This window comes from Otariodibacter oris, assembly GCF_009684715.1.
Classification (GTDB): domain Bacteria; phylum Pseudomonadota; class Gammaproteobacteria; order Enterobacterales; family Pasteurellaceae; genus Otariodibacter; species Otariodibacter oris.
Genome location: NZ_CP016604.1, coordinates 1765093 through 1779861, shown reverse-complemented (window position 1 = coordinate 1779861; position 14769 = coordinate 1765093). Strand labels below are relative to the sequence as shown.

The 14769-nt window shown below is 36.3% G+C and carries 14 protein-coding genes and 5 tRNA genes; 6 read left to right on the top strand and 13 right to left on the bottom strand.

Annotated features, from left to right (window positions below; translation table 11 throughout):
* Window positions 1-103: 103 nt before the first annotated feature.
* Entirely contained in the window at window positions 104-709 is a 606-nt protein-coding gene (gene recR / locus A6A10_RS08275) for a recombination mediator RecR (RefSeq protein ID WP_121124133.1), read from the bottom strand.
* 236 nt (window positions 710-945) lie between these two features.
* Here recR and A6A10_RS08270 point away from each other — a divergent pair.
* A tRNA-Gly gene (locus A6A10_RS08270) sits at window positions 946-1021 on the top strand.
* A gap of 12 nt (window positions 1022-1033) precedes the next feature.
* Window positions 1034-1120: transfer RNA gene (locus A6A10_RS08265), tRNA-Leu, on the top strand.
* A gap of 97 nt (window positions 1121-1217) precedes the next feature.
* Here the strand turns inward: A6A10_RS08265 and lolE are convergent.
* Window positions 1218-2468, bottom strand: a complete 1251-nt coding sequence (lolE, locus tag A6A10_RS08260) for a lipoprotein-releasing ABC transporter permease subunit LolE (RefSeq protein WP_121124135.1) — start codon at window positions 2466-2468, stop codon at window positions 1218-1220.
* Window positions 2468-3154, bottom strand: a complete 687-nt coding sequence (lolD, locus tag A6A10_RS08255) for a lipoprotein-releasing ABC transporter ATP-binding protein LolD (RefSeq protein ID WP_121124136.1) — start codon at window positions 3152-3154, stop codon at window positions 2468-2470. Before lolD ends, lolE begins: the two co-directional genes overlap by 1 nt.
* 187 nt (window positions 3155-3341) lie before the next feature.
* Between lolD and eno the strand changes: the two genes are divergently transcribed.
* A complete protein-coding gene (gene eno, locus A6A10_RS08250; protein WP_121124137.1) occupies window positions 3342-4643 on the top strand; it encodes a phosphopyruvate hydratase in 1302 nt (433 codons plus the stop codon).
* 132 nt (window positions 4644-4775) lie between these two features.
* A complete protein-coding gene (locus A6A10_RS08245) occupies window positions 4776-7223 on the top strand; it encodes a class I adenylate cyclase (RefSeq protein WP_121124139.1) in 2448 nt (815 codons plus the stop codon).
* A 24-nt stretch (window positions 7224-7247) separates the two neighbouring features.
* Here the strand turns inward: A6A10_RS08245 and A6A10_RS08240 are convergent, their stop codons facing one another.
* From A6A10_RS08240 to serB, 6 genes are all read right to left on the bottom strand, one after another.
* The gene (locus A6A10_RS08240; protein ID WP_121124141.1) at window positions 7248-8546 is read right to left on the bottom strand and encodes an NAD(P)/FAD-dependent oxidoreductase; all 1299 of its coding nucleotides are present in this window, start codon (window positions 8544-8546) and stop codon (window positions 7248-7250) included.
* A 58-nt stretch (window positions 8547-8604) separates the two neighbouring features.
* A tRNA-Arg gene (locus A6A10_RS08235) sits at window positions 8605-8681 on the bottom strand.
* A gap of 63 nt (window positions 8682-8744) precedes the next feature.
* Window positions 8745-8821: transfer RNA gene (locus tag A6A10_RS08230), tRNA-Arg, on the bottom strand.
* Between the two features lie 16 nt (window positions 8822-8837).
* Window positions 8838-8930: transfer RNA gene (locus A6A10_RS08225), tRNA-Ser, on the bottom strand.
* A gap of 154 nt (window positions 8931-9084) precedes the next feature.
* The gene (locus tag A6A10_RS08220; protein ID WP_121124144.1) at window positions 9085-9576 is read right to left on the bottom strand and encodes a YajQ family cyclic di-GMP-binding protein; all 492 of its coding nucleotides are present in this window, start codon (window positions 9574-9576) and stop codon (window positions 9085-9087) included.
* Between the two features lies 1 nt (window position 9577).
* Window positions 9578-10450: a phosphoserine phosphatase SerB gene (gene serB / locus A6A10_RS08215; protein ID WP_121124219.1), complete on the bottom strand. Its 873-nt coding sequence runs from the start codon at window positions 10448-10450 to the stop codon at window positions 9578-9580.
* A 130-nt stretch (window positions 10451-10580) separates the two neighbouring features.
* Between serB and A6A10_RS08210 the strand changes: the two genes are divergently transcribed.
* Both A6A10_RS08210 and infA read left to right on the top strand, forming a co-directional pair.
* A complete protein-coding gene (locus tag A6A10_RS08210) occupies window positions 10581-11231 on the top strand; it encodes a YtjB family periplasmic protein (RefSeq protein WP_121124146.1) in 651 nt (216 codons plus the stop codon).
* Between the two features lie 111 nt (window positions 11232-11342).
* Window positions 11343-11561, top strand: coding sequence for a translation initiation factor IF-1 (gene infA, locus A6A10_RS08205; protein ID WP_025217878.1), 219 nt, complete (start codon window positions 11343-11345; stop codon window positions 11559-11561).
* Between the two features lie 43 nt (window positions 11562-11604).
* Here infA and A6A10_RS08200 read toward each other — a convergent pair whose 3' ends face one another.
* From A6A10_RS08200 to clpP, 4 genes are all read right to left on the bottom strand, one after another.
* A complete protein-coding gene (locus A6A10_RS08200) occupies window positions 11605-11769 on the bottom strand; it encodes a Trm112 family protein (RefSeq protein WP_121124148.1) in 165 nt (54 codons plus the stop codon).
* A gap of 1 nt (window position 11770) precedes the next feature.
* Window positions 11771-12751: a tetraacyldisaccharide 4'-kinase gene (gene lpxK / locus A6A10_RS08195; RefSeq protein ID WP_121124150.1), complete on the bottom strand. Its 981-nt coding sequence runs from the start codon at window positions 12749-12751 to the stop codon at window positions 11771-11773.
* A 67-nt stretch (window positions 12752-12818) separates the two neighbouring features.
* Window positions 12819-14069 carry an ATP-dependent protease ATP-binding subunit ClpX gene (gene clpX, locus A6A10_RS08190; protein WP_121124152.1) on the bottom strand — a complete coding sequence of 417 codons (1251 nt, stop codon included), beginning with the start codon at window positions 14067-14069 and terminating at the stop codon, window positions 12819-12821.
* A complete protein-coding gene (clpP, locus tag A6A10_RS08185; protein WP_121124154.1) occupies window positions 14069-14659 on the bottom strand; it encodes an ATP-dependent Clp endopeptidase proteolytic subunit ClpP in 591 nt (196 codons plus the stop codon). Before clpP ends, clpX begins: the two co-directional genes overlap by 1 nt.
* Window positions 14660-14769 lie beyond the last annotated feature (110 nt).

Here is a 14769-nt window from a genome sequence, read left to right as displayed (position 1 = left end):
ATGTGATCTCTATCACAATTTGCAAAGGCGATCGATTATACAGTGTTTTTGCTCAATCACCTAGACAACAAGCGGTAACTTTGTCGTAAATATTTGCAAATAATTATAGAATGATGTCTCGACGACCTGAAAAAGAGTGGGAGAGGGTTGTGCCATCAACGGTTTCAAGTTCTCCACCAACAGGGATACCATGTGCAATACGAGTAACTTTAATGTTGTGTACTAAACACATTTCAGCAATATAGTTTGCTGTGGCATCCCCCTCAATGGTTGGATTAGTGGCTAAAATGACTTCATGAAAGGATTCATTTTCTAGTCTTTGTTGCAGTAAATCTAAGCCAATTTCTCTCGGTCCTATACCATCTAGTGGAGATAAATGTCCCATTAATACAAAATAACGACCTGAAAATTGCCCTGTTTGTTCAATCGCTTGAATATCAGCTGGCATTTCAACCACGCAAAGTTGTCCACTCATTTGGCGACGATAGTTTTGGCAAATACTGCATTCCTCATCCTCGGTAAAAGTGCGACAAGACTTGCAATGACCAATATGGGTCATTGCTTCATTTAGTGCTTTTGCTAAACTAATTCCACCTTTTCTATTACGTTGCAGTAGGTGATAAGCCATACGTTGTGCAGATTTAGGTCCCACCCCTGGTAATGCTCTAAGTGCTTCTATTAAATTTTCAAGTAATGGGCTGGTTTGCATAAATCTCACCTTCAATATCGCTTAGTAAAATAATGGAGATGCATTTTATGTGTTAATAAATAGGATAACAAGTGATATATCTAGAGCCTATCTAGGGTAGACGGGTAATAAATCTAGTCTAACAAGAATAATTTTTAATCTAATAAAAATTTTTTTATAATTTCTATTTGACACAGGCGTTCAATTAGCTAGAATACGCCTCGTTGAAACGCTACAGTAATCTGTAGCGTTTTTTAGCGGGAATAGCTCAGTTGGTAGAGCACGACCTTGCCAAGGTCGGGGTCGCGAGTTCGAGCCTCGTTTCCCGCTCCATTTTAGCGTTTAGCCCGAGTGGCGGAATCGGTAGACGCAAGGGATTTAAAATCCCTCGCCTTTCGGGGCGTGCCAGTTCAAGTCTGGCCTCGGGCACCATTCTAAAATAAAAGATAGCACCTAAAGGTGCTTTTTTTATGTCTGAAATTTATGAAAATAAAAGCCTTAATTATTACTCAAGGCTTCTATTAAGAAATTAGTGTCCACTTAATACCTTAGCAGGCTCTAATTTTGAGGCTCGTATTGCAGGATATAAGCTTGCAACAAGGCTCAGTATGATGGTCGCAAGTAGAACCCAGACAATATCTAACCAATGAATTTCACTCGGTAGGAAATCAATAAAATAGATACCATCAGAAAGCAATTTTATATTGAAAAATTGTTCAATACCTTTAATGATGCCTGTCAAATTCAGTGAAACAATCACACCTAAAACAATGCCAAATACAGCCCCTTTCATACCTGAAATCAGTCCATACCATAGGAAAATTTGGCGGATAAAACGATTATTGGCTCCCAATGTGCGTTGAATCGCAATGTCGCCCTGTTTATCTTTCACTGCCATGACAAGTGTAGAGATGATATTAAAACACGCTACACCAATTACAAGCACCATCGCAATATACATAACGGTTCGGATAAGTTGAATATCGTTATACATATAGCCAAATTGGTTTATCCACGTTTGCACAGTAAGCATTTGCGGATAAGTATTCAATGATGAAAAATCCATTTCTCGCACGTTAAATGGCGAGGTAACCGATAGTTCTACTCCTGAAATTTGATTAGCTTGGTAGCCTAATAATTCTTGTGCTTTTTTTAATGGCAATAGGGTATAAGAGTGATCTAATTGCCCATCTAAGCGTAAAATACCTGTGATTGGCAAATTAAAGCGAAGTGGCTGTGCCATTTTTCCATCATTGGTGTTTTGAGGTAGAAGTAATGTCACTTCATCACCGACCGTCACTGCTAAATCTCTTGCAATACCCGCGCCAACAATTAATCCACCCGTTTCCTGAAAATCTTGCCACTGGTCAGTGGGAATAAATTGGCTCAAAGCACTCACTTTATCTTGTTCACTTGCCTCAACCCCTTTGACCTGTGTGATTTTTAAGGTTGAACCATTTTCTATCAACCCAGTGAAACTCACGAAAGGTGAAACAGCGGTCACTTCGGGGATATTTTTTGCAATTTCTGTTAAATAATCGCGATTTTTTACGATCCCTTGTCCATCTTCACTATAGGCTTTGATTTCTACGTGAGGCACAACGGATAACACACGTTGATTAAGCTCTCGTTCAAAGCCATTCATTGCACTCAGCCCAATAATCAGCACAGCGACACCTAAGGCAATCCCAATGCTAGAAAAAAGAGAGATAAGGGAAACAAGGCGATTTTTTTGTTTACCTCGTTGGTAACGCCAACTAATAAAAAAAGGAGTATTCATTAGTTTTCCTCTTGTAATACGCCATCTCGCATGGTGAGGCGACGATTGAGTTTTTGCGCTAAATTGAGATCGTGAGTGACCAGTAAAAATGCAATATGTTGCTCTTGGTTGAGCTGTTTAATCAATTCAAAAATACTTTCTGTTGTTTTGTGATCAAGGTTACCAGTGGGTTCATCTGCCAACACTAATGCAGGCTTATTCACTAAGGCACGAGCAATGGCAACACGTTGTCTTTCACCACCAGAAAGTGCCGATGGACGATGCGTAATTCGATGTGCTAAACCGACCGCTTGTAACATTTTTTCAGCACGGTCTTTCGCTTCAGTTTTATTTTGTTGTCCGATTAACATTGGCATCATCACATTTTCTAAGGCACTAAAATCTGCCATTAAATGATGAAATTGGTAAACAAAACCGAGGTACTGGTTACGTAATTTAGCTAGGGCATTATTACTAAGTTGTTGCAAGGATTGGTTTTGAATAAAAACCTCACCACTACTTGGTTGATCCAATCCTCCTAATGTATGCAAAAGGGTACTTTTACCTGAACCAGAGCTGCCGACAATCGCAACTAATTCGCCCTTTGACATAGAAAAAGAGACGTCCCGTAAAACTTGGGTTTTGTGATCGCCTTCTTGATAAAATTTTGTGATATTTTTACAACTGAGTAAGATTTCTGAATTCATAATTTATTGTTTCGTTTAATGCTTAGAATGATGATAGCCTAGTTTTATTAAAATAACCGATTAGGATCAAATTACTGTCACTTTTTGTGAAGTATGTCACTTTTTTGCAAGACAAAATAGCAAAATCACATTAGTATATATAGCAGTTTTTTATTTTATATTAACTCTTACATTGAGGATATTAACAATGGCAAAAATCGTTAAAGTAATTGGTCGTGAAATCATCGACTCTCGTGGTAACCCAACTGTTGAAGCAGAAGTGCATTTAGAAGGTGGTTTCGTTGGTTTAGCAGCTGCTCCATCAGGTGCATCAACAGGTTCACGTGAAGCGTTAGAATTACGTGATGGTGATAAAGCACGTTTCCTTGGTAAAGGTGTGTTAAAAGCAGTAGGTGCAGTAAATAACGAACTTGCACAAGCAATCTTAGGTAAAGATGCGTCTAACCAAGCTGAAATTGACCAAATTATGATTGATTTAGATGGAACAGACAATAAATCTAAATTTGGTGCAAACGCAATTCTTGCAGTATCTTTAGCAAACGCAAAAGCAGCAGCAGCATCAAAAGGTTTACCACTTTACGCGCATATCGCAGAATTAAACGGCACACCTGGCGTTTACTCTATGCCATTACCAATGATGAATATCATCAATGGTGGTGAACACGCAGACAACAACGTTGATATCCAAGAATTTATGATTCAACCAGTTGGTGCTAAAACATTAAAAGAAGCACTTCGTATCGGTGCTGAAGTGTTCCACAACCTTGCTAAAGTATTAAAAGGTAAAGGTTTAAGCACAGCAGTTGGTGATGAAGGTGGTTTCGCGCCTAACTTAGAATCAAATGCAGCAGCATTAGCTTGTATTAAAGAAGCAGTTGAAAAAGCAGGTTATGTATTAGGTAAAGACGTAACTTTAGCGATGGACTGTGCATCATCTGAATTCTATAACAAAGAAACTGGTATGTATGAAATGAAAGGTGAAGGTAAATCATTCACTTCTCAAGAATTTACACACTATTTAGAAAAATTATGTGAAGAATACCCAATTAAATCAATTGAAGATGGTCAAGATGAGTCTGACTGGGATGGTTTCGCATACCAAACTAAAGTATTAGGCGATAAGATCCAATTAGTGGGTGACGATTTATTCGTAACGAATACTAAGATCTTAAAAGAAGGTATCGAAAAAGGTATCGCAAACTCAATCTTAATCAAATTTAACCAAATCGGTTCATTAACTGAAACATTAGCTGCAATTAAAATGGCTAAAGATGCAGGTTACACAGCAGTAATTTCTCACCGTTCTGGTGAAACTGAAGATGCAACTATTGCTGATTTAGCAGTAGGTACAGCAGCAGGTCAAATCAAAACTGGTTCAATGAGCCGTTCAGACCGTATTGCTAAATACAACCAATTAATCCGTATTGAAGAAGCATTAGGTGATAAAGCACCATTCTTAGGATTAAAAGCAGTTAAAGGTCAAGCATAATCATTTCTTGATGAATAAGCCACTAAGGGAAACCCCTTAGTGGCTTTTGTTTAAAATTTGTTTAAATCTTGTTATATTTACTTTTCATAAAAAAATTTAAAATATTCCCATTCTTATCAATATAGGTCATAAATGAGAGAGCTTGTTTTTACACAATTTGAGACTAAAGGCTCGGGAGTATCTCATTTAGCTGATTCAATCCATAACGCCAAAATTCGCATTGATCAGTTGGATAAACTTCGAATTCAACGAGTCTTAAATAATAATACTAAAGAATTCCATCAGGTATTCTCGCTGATTCCATTGTTTATTCACTACAATCACCCAGATTTAATAGGATACGTTGAAGGTTCTCCAGCGGGGCTTTATCATTTTGAGCGAAACAATATCCAAGATAACTATTTTTCTGCTCATATTTCAGAAACTATTAATGAAAATCAGGATTATCAATTTGATGCACTCTATGTTATGGGGAGCTTAGGTTCCATCACACAAACCACGCTGTCCGATATCGATATTTGGCTATGTCATTCAAAAGCTTTTACCGAAAATGAGCTGGCGTTACTTCATCAAAAATTAGCTAAAATTGTGCAATGGGCTAAAAATTTAGGCATTGATATCAATTTTTACCTTATGAATCCCGATAAGTTTAGAACTGAAAAATATTATGGCGATATTTCTTCGGAAAATAGCGGTTCTGCACAACATTATTTTTTACTTGATGAATTCTATCGTTCAGCAATTCGGTTAGCTGGAAAGCGTATTTTGTGGCTACATATTTGGGAAAAGCATCTCTCTTATCAAGAAACCGTTGAACAAGCGATTAATGAAAATATTATCGATTTAGAGGAATGGCTCGATTTTGGGGATTTCTCTTCTTTAGAACTTGGCGAATATTTTGGAGCAAGTCTGTGGCAACTTTATAAAGGTATTGATCACCCTTATAAATCGGCAATTAAAATTTTGCTATTAGAAAGCTATACGGCGATTTATCCAAAAGTAGCTTTAATTTCTAAAAAGTTCAAGCGGTTACTTTCTAAAGAAAAAGTGCGATATCACTTTGATCCTTATTTAGCTATGTTGGAACAAGTGACGAAGTATTTAGAAGGACGTAATGAAATTACTCGATTAGAGTGTTTAAGACAATGCTTCTACATGAAAGCGAATGAAGGACAAATTGATGGGTGGAAGAAGGAAGAACTAAAAAAATTAGCGCTATCGTGGGGCTGGAAAGAGAAAGATTTTGCCGAGTTAGATAACAAAGATAATTGGAAAATAAAGCAAGCCGTTCGCTATCAAAAAATGTTGGTAGAGCAGTTGTTAAAAAGCTACCGACATTTAATTAATTTTGCTCGAAAATTTCATATTGACCCTAGTATTATGCCTCAAGATACCGATTTGCTGATGCGTAAATTGTACTCAGTATTTGAAGTTCTACCTGGTAAAGTGACATTAATTAATGAAAAGATAGCTAAAAATTTAGAAGAAAAAGAAGTCACTTTTGTTGAGGTCTCAGAAAATGGACCAACTAAACAAGGTTGGTATCTTATTAACCATGCTCCATTAAGCCATTATGATTCGACAACACGTTATGTTGAGTATCAAAAAAATCTAATTCAGCTTGTTGCATGGGCATATTTTAATGGGGTGATTACAGTTAATACTCAATTAAATATTGTCAGCCAAACAGTCTCGTTAGCTCGATTAAGAAATTTTATTAGTGATCTTCGCTTGTCATTTCCTGCAAAACCGCCTGTAATGAATCGTAATGATTTTTATCATCCTAATGAAATCAGAAATTTGATTGTTTCGGTGAATCTCACTAACGATCCTACTCGTAAAATGGCAACTCAATCCGATCTCACACAAATAGATTGGTTTAATTTAAATTCTTCTAGTCAGGGCTTAGTTGGGAGTGTTAGTTTTATTTACCGAAATATGTGGAATGAAATTATTACTCAGCACATAGAAGGTAATGATGCCATTCTTAAGGCGTTAAAACTGATTTCTAATAATATTTATCGTAGCTCTGCTCCACCACAGTCGGTTAATGTATTTTGCTATAGTGTGCAGTTATGTGAGCCTTTACAAAAATTTGTGATGGGATTGGTAGAACGTTGTATCATTGTACAAACGGGAAAAATTTCACAAAAACAGCATACAAATACCTTTAAATTAGCAGGTAAAAAATGGCAACTGGTTTTTGGAAGACATGTAGAATTAAAAGAGTGTCCTTCAGACAGTGAACATTTGAAAGCACCTAGTGAAATTTATAATTTTGCAAGTGCAGGTTTTTTACAATTTTTCTTTGAAGATAATGATAATGGCAGTTTCAACGTATTTATTCTAGATAAAGATAATAATGTTGAGATTTATCCTGAATGTTTAGGTCAAAAAGAAGATAAAATCAAACAGATTATTCGATTACATGACCAAGATAAATTGGATCGACTAGAAGAGAATGAGAGTTTTAATTACCCTCAATTTTATCAACTTTTAAAATATAACGGTATAATTTCTATTGTTCCATTCCAAAGTAAGCAACATAGAGATTACTTAGAAACGATGAGCTATTGCTAATTCAAGAAGTATAAGAACATATTCCTATCTATATTTATCTAAAAATCGGTAATAGGGTATTCCTATTTTTAATGCGAATTTTTTGACTAACTTACCACCCAAAATACTTGGTACCTTTAAATTTTCAAACACGCGTAAACGTTCATCATTACCTTCAATCGCTTCGGCAAGAATTCGCCCCGCTAATCCCGTTAAGGCAACACCATGCCCTGAAAAACCTTGCGCAAAATAGATATTAGGCTGAATTCGACCAAAATGAGGAGAGGCATTTAGCGTCATATCAATAGGTCCACCCCAACCATAATCAATTTTGACTGATTCTAGTTGTGGGAAAATATCGAGCATATTACGACGCATTTTTTCAATCATATTGGTATTATTGCTAGAATCACTACCAAATAATAACCTGTTATCTGCACTTAAACGGTAATAATCCAATAGAATATTATTATCACACACAGACATTCCATTATTGATAATAGTATCAGCCACATCCTGTTTAAGAGGTTCTGTGGCAATAATAAAACTTTCTACTGGTAAAATCTTACGAGCAAGTTTAGCACCAAATTTTTTATTTGCTTTACTATCAATGTAAGCATTAGTCGCTAAGACAACGTGCTTTGCTTTCACTATGCCTTGTGGGGTAAATACCTCGATATGAGATCCTTTAGATTGAATATCTATTGCTGGAGAGTGTTCAAAAATAGATACGTGGCAATCTAGTGCTGCTTGCGCTAACCCTAGACAATAATTTAATGGATGCAGATGACCTGATTGGGAATCGTATAAACCACCGCAATAAACTTCACTGCCAACATGTTGAGATAGCTTCGCTTTATCCCATAATTGCATATTAGAATAGCCAAATGCATTATGTGCTGCTTTTTCTATACGAATAAGATCATCTAAACGACGCTCATTCAAAGCAAGGGTGGCATACCCTTTTTTCCAATCACACTGAATATTATATTTTTTTACACGTTCATCAATGATTTGAATTGCTTCAAGGGACATATCCCACAATTTTTTAGCCTGTTCAAACCCTTGCTGTTCAATATATTCGTCTATGCCTTCTTCAAATCCATTGATAGCTTGACCACCATTGCGTCCAGATGCACCAAATCCAACTCTTGCACCTTCTAGCACAACAACCTGCTTACCCTTTTCTGCCAGTTCTAGTGCCGTTGATAAGCCTAAAAAACCCGCACCAATAACACATACATCGGCGGTTAATTGTTGAGATAAAGTAGGAAGTTGTAAATGTATATTTCTAGAATCCGAATAATAAGTGCGGATATGTTCTTGGTATGAAAAATTAAGCATAAAAAACCAGCAATGGTAATATTATTGTAAACATGTATAAAGGAATTATAACTTGAAATGGCGCACCCGAGAGGATTCGAACCTCTGACCGCTCGGTTCGTAGCCGAGTACTCTATCCAGCTGAGCTACGGGTGCGTATTTGAAAAGAAACGATGTGATTTACTGCTATTAATTTTTACCATTTTTAAAAATAAAAAATGGCGCACCCGAGAGGATTCGAACCTCTGACCGCTCGGTTCGTAGCCGAGTACTCTATCCAGCTGAGCTACGGGTGCCCAATAAAAGAGTAAATGGCGGTGAGAGAGGGATTCGAACCCTCGATGGAGTTTTTGACCCCATACTCCCTTAGCAGGGGAGCGCCTTCAGCCTCTCGGCCATCTCACCACACACTGTGTCTGTGGGCGTGCATATTACTAGTTTCTAAAAATATGTCAAACGCTTTTTTGCAAAAATAGAACGCTTGGCTACATCATAGTCAAAATGATATTTTTTTGTCTAAAATATACTGAATATCATAACGTTAAGCTATCTTTCAATCTTAATCCCTAAAATTGTTAAATTGGAATGGTTGTCCTAAATCCGCACCTTTTACTAGTTGAATAACTGATTGCAAGTCATCTCTAGATTTTCCTGTTACTCGCACTTGCTCGCCTTGAATTTGCGTTTGTACTTTAATTTTGGCATCTTTAATTAGCTTAGTAATTTTCTTCGCCATTTCAGTTTCAATGCCTTGCTTCAGCTTTATCTCTTTACTATAAAGTTTACCATGATGCTCGCTTTCAGCAGGGATATCCAAAGAACTATGCTCAATACCACGTTTAATGCAAGCCCCAATTAAAATTTCCACTAACTGCTCTAATTGGAAATCAGATTCAGTGGTTAATTTAATACTCTCATTCTTCTCATTTAATTCAATAACTGACTCGACGCCACGAAAATCATAGCGTGTACTCAATACTCTATTCGCATTTTCCACCGCATTACGCACTTCGTGCATAGTAATTTCAGACACAATATCAAAAGATGGCATATTATTTTTCTCCTAATTGATTCAATAAATTTTTAGCATTGAGCAATAATGCTAATGCACTTAAATCACCAAAATTAATTTTAAATTTAGCTTGTTGCTGTACTTTGGGTTTAGCATGAATAGCCACACCTAAACTCGCCGTATTAAGCATTAATAAATCATTTGCTCCATCACCGATGGAAACCCATTGCGATTTAGGAATAGAAAACTCTTCTCCTAAACGTAATAAGGTATCAGATTTATATTGAGCATCGACAACTCTACCCAATACATTTCCTGTCAATTTACCTTCTACTACTTCTAATTGATTCGATACTGCTTCATCTAATCCATATTCCTGTTTTAAATAATCAGCAAAATAATCAAATCCGCCAGAAGCAATTGCAATTCGCCAATTATATTGCTTAAGGGTTGAAATTAACTGCTCAAAACCCTCCATAAGCGGTAAGTTATCTCGTACTTTTTGCAAAATACTTTCAGACGCATTTTTTAGTGTTCCTACACGCTCACGCAAACTTTGTTCAAAATCAAGCTCGCCTCGCATAGCTCTTGCGGTAATATTTGAAACCTTTTCGCCTGTGCCCGCCAATTTAGCAATTTCATCAATACACTCAATTTTAATGGCTGTTGAATCCATATCCATAACAAGCAAACCTGCTTGAGTTAGCTCAGGAATAATGTCTAATTCACTATAATCAAAGGATTCCAAGCTTGCTAGCTCACGAATATCATCATTCAACTTTCCATTAAAAAATGCAATTTGGTAGCCTAAATATTGGCCCATACCTAAGAAAATGACACGATTTTCTGTCGCAATTTTCTCTATCTTTTGTGTATCTAGCGTTCTTGAGTAAATAAAAAAAGTGTTTTCCATGCTAAAATCTTCTGCAATAAGTATTTGAATGATCATAAGAAAATAATCACGCTCTGTCTATAATCCCTTTTAAATTGTCCATTTATTATTTACAAGCTAGAATACAATGAAGGATAAATGGGGAAAATCTATGAGAATAACAAAAAAAAATACCTTAAGAGTAGGCATACTTTCAGTAGTGGTTATGCTGTGTATTGCAATTGTTGCAATTATCTTCACAGGTATTGGTCACTTCAAAGTAGGCTCTCAACTTGCTGCCGTTAATCAAGTCTCAAACTTGTCGCATCTACTCGTTCGTCAACAAGCAAAGTTATTTTCATTATTACTTGTGCAAAATGCAGAGAATGAAGAATTGGTCGATGCCTTAGATACTTTTTCTAAAGAAGAGTTTGTTATGGATGCAACACTCTATTCAACATCAGGCGTATTAATTGCACAAAGTAATGGTGCTAACCAATTTCAACTTGATCAAGGAAATGAGCAAAACATCAATACACAACAAATTGTTGAGCCTATATTATCTCAACAAGAGCTTATTGGTTTTTTAAGAGTTACACTGGATACCCAATATGGGCAAATTACACAAAATAAAATTAATGCACTGTTTCATTTATTGTATGGTGAACTAATTATTTTATTCTTAGCAGGCGGACTTTTTGTAAGCTGTTTCTTCTACTTTAAAAGAAGAAATCTTGCTAATCATCACCATACTAAAATTGCACCTAGACATAATCCTTCTCAGCGATTTCATTCAAGACGACGAGCTTTTATGCGTAAATGATTGTAATTCAGGTAAGGGATAGTATAATAGATACCGTTTTGTCTTTAATTGACACTTAAATTAACAAAAGTTACTCACAAACTAACAGAAAAGAAGGAATAAGAGGAATAAATGGCTAAAGAAGATTCCATAGAAATGCAAGGTACGATTCTAGAAACCTTACCTAATACAATGTTCCGTGTAGAACTCGAAAATGGACACGTTGTTACGGCTCATATTTCAGGGAAAATGCGTAAAAATTACATTCGAATCTTAACAGGTGATAAAGTCACTGTTGAGATGACACCTTATGATTTAAGTAAAGCTCGTATTATTTTCCGAGCAAGATAATTTATTTATGGTGGAAAAATGGGAGCTTAATGCTCCCATTTTTTTATGCTAATTTTTCTGCTTTCTCAGGTAATAAAACTAAAATACCATTCTCTATTGGATAAAATAGATTTGCATCACGAGAGATTAAGCGATTATTTTCTTTATCCCATTCCAATTTTGTATGAGAAACTGGGCAAGCAATCATATTCAATAATTTTTCATTCATATCATTTTCCTAATAATTTTAAAATAGGTGCAAGTAAACAAGCGGTCGATTCTTCAGATAATTTTGCAGATACAGGAACATACCACCAATTATCTTTAGCAAAGGGCAAACATTTTACCGCATCTTTTTCTGTCATTAATAGTGGTAACTGCGGTTGTTCAATCGCTTGAATAGTCTCTAAAGTATAAGATTGATGATCCGCAAAACTATGACTCCCACCCAATTTAATCCCTAAATCACGCAACATATTGAAAAATCGAGGTGGATACCCAATTCCAGCAAAAGCAACACAAGGCTTACCATTGAACTGTGTAAGTGGCTTTCTTTCCCCTGTTTTCAAATTGACTGCATCATCGGGTTGCAGACTCATTAAATGTTCATTATTTTTTGCAATTCCGCCGTTACAAATGACAGCTTGTACTGAATTTAAACGGCTTGGTAACTCCCTCAATCCACCAGCAGGCAGAACGAATCCATTACCAAAGCGACGCTCGCCGTCAATCACCACCCATTCAATATCACGTTCTAACGCATAGTGTTGCAAGCCATCATCGGTGATAATTAAATTGAGATCATGTTGAGAAAGCAATAATTCTATACTTTGCTGACGATTAGGCGAAATTGCTACTGGTGCTTGAGTACGTTGTGCAATCAAAACAGGCTCATCTCCCATTTCTGCAGGTAAGCTTTTAGCCGTAACAAGTTGTGGGAAAATTTTGTTACTTCCACCATAACCCCGAGAAATCACACCAACTTTAATGCCTCGCTGTTGTAACTGCTCGACTAGCCAAATTACTGTCGGAGTTTTACCATTCCCACCCACAGAAATATTACCAACCACTAAAACAGGTACTGGAGGGCGGTAAGTTTTAAGGATTTTTTTACTATATAGCCATTTTCTCAACGAGCTTATTAGAAAAAAAAGCAGAGATAAGGGGGAAAGTAAAATAGTAAACAGGTTAATTGATTGCCAAATTTTCATCATCAGCCTTATATAAAAAGAATGGATAATATAAATCATCCATTCTTTTCTAAATCTATGTTATTGATTATTCAATTTTTGGTTTATCACCTTTTTCGACGACCGCTTTACCTACCGTCACCTTTTTCGCATTAAGTGAAGGAAGATCATACATCGTATCAAGCAATAAATCCTCAACGATAGAACGTAATCCACGCGCACCTGTTTTACGTGAAATCGCTTTTTGAGCCATTGCAAGTAAAGCATCTTTGGTGAATTTTAACTCTACCCCTTCCATATTAAATAAGGCTTGGTATTGCTTAATAATCGCGTTTTTAGGTTCTGTAAGAATCTTAACTAATGCTTCTTCATCTAACTCTTCTAAAGGTGTAATTACTGGCAAACGACCAATTAATTCAGGGATAAGGCCAAATTTTACAAGATCTTCTGGTTCAACCTGTTTAAATAGGTCAGAGAGTGCTTCACGATCTTTATCTTTCTTCAATTCAGCACCAAAACCGATCCCACCTTGTTTATTTGTTCTTGCTTCAACAATTCTATCCAAACCCGCAAAAGCTCCGCCACAGATAAATAGAATCTTAGAGGTATCGACAGGAATTGTTTCTTGCTTAGGATGTTTACGACCACCTTGTGGATTAATATTCGCAACGGTTCCTTCAACAAGTTTCAATAATGCTTGTTGTACACCTTCCCCTGAAACATCACGTGTTAAAGATGGATTTTCTGATTTACGGGTGATTTTATCGATCTCATCAATAAAGATAATCCCTCTTTCAGCTTGTTCTGGATCGTAATCACATTTCATGAGTAATTTTTGGATTACATTTTCAACGTCTTCACCCACATAACCTGCTTGAGTTAATGTGGTTGCATCCGCCACAGCAAAAGGGACATTTAAACGACGAGCTAAACTTTCTGCTAATAATGTTTTTCCGCTTCCTGTTGGTCCAATTAATAAAATGTTACTTTTACCTAATTCAACCCCTTCACTTTCTTTATTATCAGCTAAAGCATTACGCAAGCGTTTGTAATGGTTATAAACCGCAACAGACAACACTTTTTTCGCATGGGACTGCCCAATTACGTATTCATCTAAATGTGCATGGATCTCATGAGGAGTTGGCACTTTATCAAAAACTTGCCCTTCTTGTTTTTCATCATCTTCACTCAATAAATCCTCATCTGAATTTAATAAAGCATAAGATTCCTCAATACATTCATTACAAATATAACCTTCCGTACCTTCTATTAAGGCATCCACTTCTGAACGTCGTTTTCCACAAAAACTACAATGTGGCTCTTTTTCAAAATTACTCATTATTTACCATCTCTATGTGTCATCACTGCATCAATTAAACCATAAGCTCTTGCTTCTTCAGCAGACATAAAGTTATCTCGATCGGTATCTTTTTCTACTTTTTCCAAAGGTTGCCCTGTATGTTCTGCCATACGTTGATTTAATGTTTGCTTAATTTTTAAAATTTCTTGTGCATGAATTTGAATATCAGACGCTTGTCCACGGAAACCACCTAATGGTTGATGAATCATCACTCTTGCATGTGGTAATGCAAAACGCTTACCTTTAGCACCAGCTGAGAGTAAAAAAGCGCCCATTGAACACGCTTGTCCAATACAAACTGTACTCACATCAGGTTTAATAAAATTCATCGTATCAAAAATTGCCATACCCGCTGTCACAGATCCACCCGGCGAGTTAATATAAATGCTGATATCTTTTTCAGGATCTTCTGATTCAAGGAAAAGTAATTGTGCCACGATCAAATTCGCCATGTTATCTTCTACTTCACCATTCAAGAAGATAATGCGTTCTTTTAATAAACGAGAGTAGATATCATAAGCTCGTTCACCTTTCGAACTTTGCTCAACTACCATTGGAATAACTGCCATTCTGTGTTCCTTATATAAAAATCGTTAACTTAATAGATTTTAGCAAAAATTGCCTATTGTATAAATAAAGAGATTAACAAATAGCGGTGAGATCGTTACAATCTTTTGCT

Excerpts from the sequence above, each read along its gene's own strand:
- lolD (WP_121124136.1), bottom strand. The coding sequence starts at position 3,154 with ATGAATTCAGAAATCTTACTCAGTTGTAAAAATATCACAAAATTTTAT.
- infA (WP_025217878.1), top strand. The coding sequence starts at position 11,343 with ATGGCTAAAGAAGATTCCATAGAAATGCAAGGTACGATTCTAGAAACC.
- eno (WP_121124137.1), top strand. The coding sequence starts at position 3,342 with ATGGCAAAAATCGTTAAAGTAATTGGTCGTGAAATCATCGACTCTCGT.
- lolE (WP_121124135.1), bottom strand. The coding sequence starts at position 2,468 with ATGAATACTCCTTTTTTTATTAGTTGGCGTTACCAACGAGGTAAACAA.
- A6A10_RS08220 (WP_121124144.1), bottom strand. The coding sequence starts at position 9,576 with ATGCCATCTTTTGATATTGTGTCTGAAATTACTATGCACGAAGTGCGT.
- A6A10_RS08210 (WP_121124146.1), top strand. The coding sequence starts at position 10,581 with ATGAGAATAACAAAAAAAAATACCTTAAGAGTAGGCATACTTTCAGTA.
- recR (WP_121124133.1), bottom strand. The coding sequence starts at position 709 with ATGCAAACCAGCCCATTACTTGAAAATTTAATAGAAGCACTTAGAGCA.
- clpP (WP_121124154.1), bottom strand. The coding sequence starts at position 14,659 with ATGGCAGTTATTCCAATGGTAGTTGAGCAAAGTTCGAAAGGTGAACGA.
- A6A10_RS08240 (WP_121124141.1), bottom strand. The coding sequence starts at position 8,546 with ATGCTTAATTTTTCATACCAAGAACATATCCGCACTTATTATTCGGAT.
- A6A10_RS08200 (WP_121124148.1), bottom strand. The coding sequence starts at position 11,769 with ATGAATGAAAAATTATTGAATATGATTGCTTGCCCAGTTTCTCATACA.
- lpxK (WP_121124150.1), bottom strand. The coding sequence starts at position 12,751 with ATGAAAATTTGGCAATCAATTAACCTGTTTACTATTTTACTTTCCCCC.
- clpX (WP_121124152.1), bottom strand. The coding sequence starts at position 14,069 with ATGAGTAATTTTGAAAAAGAGCCACATTGTAGTTTTTGTGGAAAACGA.
- A6A10_RS08245 (WP_121124139.1), top strand. The coding sequence starts at position 4,776 with ATGAGAGAGCTTGTTTTTACACAATTTGAGACTAAAGGCTCGGGAGTA.
- serB (WP_121124219.1), bottom strand. The coding sequence starts at position 10,450 with ATGGAAAACACTTTTTTTATTTACTCAAGAACGCTAGATACACAAAAG.